This window comes from Paracoccus rhizosphaerae, assembly GCF_026162645.1.
Lineage (GTDB): Bacteria > Pseudomonadota > Alphaproteobacteria > Rhodobacterales > Rhodobacteraceae > Paracoccus > Paracoccus rhizosphaerae.
Window position 1 is genome coordinate 1 of the sequence record NZ_JAOTBE010000162.1, and the last position, 1,431, is coordinate 1,431.

At 57.7% G+C, this 1,431-nt stretch carries 1 protein-coding gene and 2 pseudogenes; 1 reads left to right on the top strand and 2 read right to left on the bottom strand.

Annotated elements, in window-relative coordinates; genetic code table 11:
• Positions 1 to 124 precede the first annotated feature (124 nt).
• Positions 125 to 346: pseudogene (locus OC184_RS20125) on the top strand (integrase core domain-containing protein); the annotation flags it as partial.
• 57 nt (positions 347 to 403) lie between these two features.
• Here the strand turns inward: OC184_RS20125 and OC184_RS20130 are convergent.
• A complete protein-coding gene (locus OC184_RS20130) occupies positions 404 to 589 on the bottom strand; it encodes a hypothetical protein (protein WP_265508948.1) in 186 nt (61 codons plus the stop codon).
• A 691-nt stretch (positions 590 to 1,280) separates the two neighbouring features.
• A pseudogene (locus OC184_RS20670) lies at positions 1,281 to 1,431 on the bottom strand (IS5/IS1182 family transposase); the annotation flags it as partial.

The window sequence follows — 1,431 nt, forward strand, 5'->3', positions numbered from 1 at the left end:
CATCAACGGCTTCTACAACCCGCGGCGCCGACACTCTGCATTGGGCTGGAAATCACCCGTGGCCTTCGAAAACAAGGCCACCTAACATGAGCACGAGACCGGAACGGAACCGGGACAGGTCTAGGTTGAGCGCTTCAACGGCCGGATCGAGGACGTCTTGCAAAGCCACCACTTCAACAGCGGCGAAGATCTGGAGCAGACAGTCTTGCGATATGTCCGCCTCTACAACGGTCAGCTCCCGCAATCAGTGCTGAAGGGGCAAACGCCCATCGACGCGCTCAAGGACTGGCAGAAACAAAGACCGGAGCTCTTCAAGAAGCGGCCCTGCAATCACGTGGGATGTGACAGCTTGGGTCATGTTCGACAATGTCACCGGTCAAGAGTCAGGCAGGAAGCCCGTCCGTCATGACTGTCGGTTTATATGAAGGGGCGCTCTTGCGAACGTCGCCCATGACAATGCCAGCATCGAGAAAGCGCCGCAGAGAGCGTATGCAGTGAGGCATTCCCAAAACGCATATCCGCTGAGCAGGAACAGCACCTTGACGCCGAGGGCAATCACAAGGGCGAAGGCCAGATTGGCTGCAATCATCCGCTTACTCCTGGAGGGCAGGCGGCATCGCCAAATGCCGCCAACGAAGTTTTGGTCCAATCCAAAAATCGAGAGGACCCCTATCCGCCGAGAGCCATTCAGCTCCTGTGACAGCCGACGAATAGCACACTCGCAGATGTTGACCATAGATCGCCCTATGGTTCATTCGAAGAAACGGCGAAATCTTGCCAGGAGACCAGTTTTCATGGCGGTTGAGGTGGTATATGAGATCCGTTGTGCCGCTTGCTCGCAACCAGCTTTGATCTTGGTGTTCTGTAACGGTTCCTCCGACAGCTTCTGTAGCGGCTTGAGACTTCGGGCAGAAACCTCGTAAACCCTGCATCTATCCCCAGAAACTGTACATAACCACCTGGGCTGATCGTGTGGATCGTTTTAAGTATCAGCCTTTGCGGCCGACGCCGTCATCTCAGAAGTGCGCGGCGGGTGTCAACCCAACGCGGATGCCAAAGATCAACCCGACCACAATGCCCCTGAGGAGCAGACAGCACGAGCAGGAGGTTTGGAAGTACTTCATGAAGCGCGACGACCAATGTTCCGGAGTATCGTGCCGGTACGGGAGCAAGGCACGGCTGCCCCATGCTGGAGGAGCATGACCTGCTCCTGGTCCAGCACGCCCAGCCTAGGATCGTGCCGCGCGACGGCATTCGCTTTAAAGGCCTTCGCTACGCAAGCTCTCCAGGCGGCTCCTGGTGTGGTATCCGGTCCAGTGCTTCCAGAACGCCCGGCCGGAGTGTTTCGTGGCGCGCAGCGTCTCGTTCCGCGCCGTCACTGCCGGGCAGTCTTCCTTCCAAGGGCGCCCGTTCTTCCGGAGCGGTATGATT

Excerpts from the sequence above, each read along its gene's own strand:
- OC184_RS20130 (WP_265508948.1), bottom strand. The coding sequence starts at position 589 with ATGATTGCAGCCAATCTGGCCTTCGCCCTTGTGATTGCCCTCGGCGTC.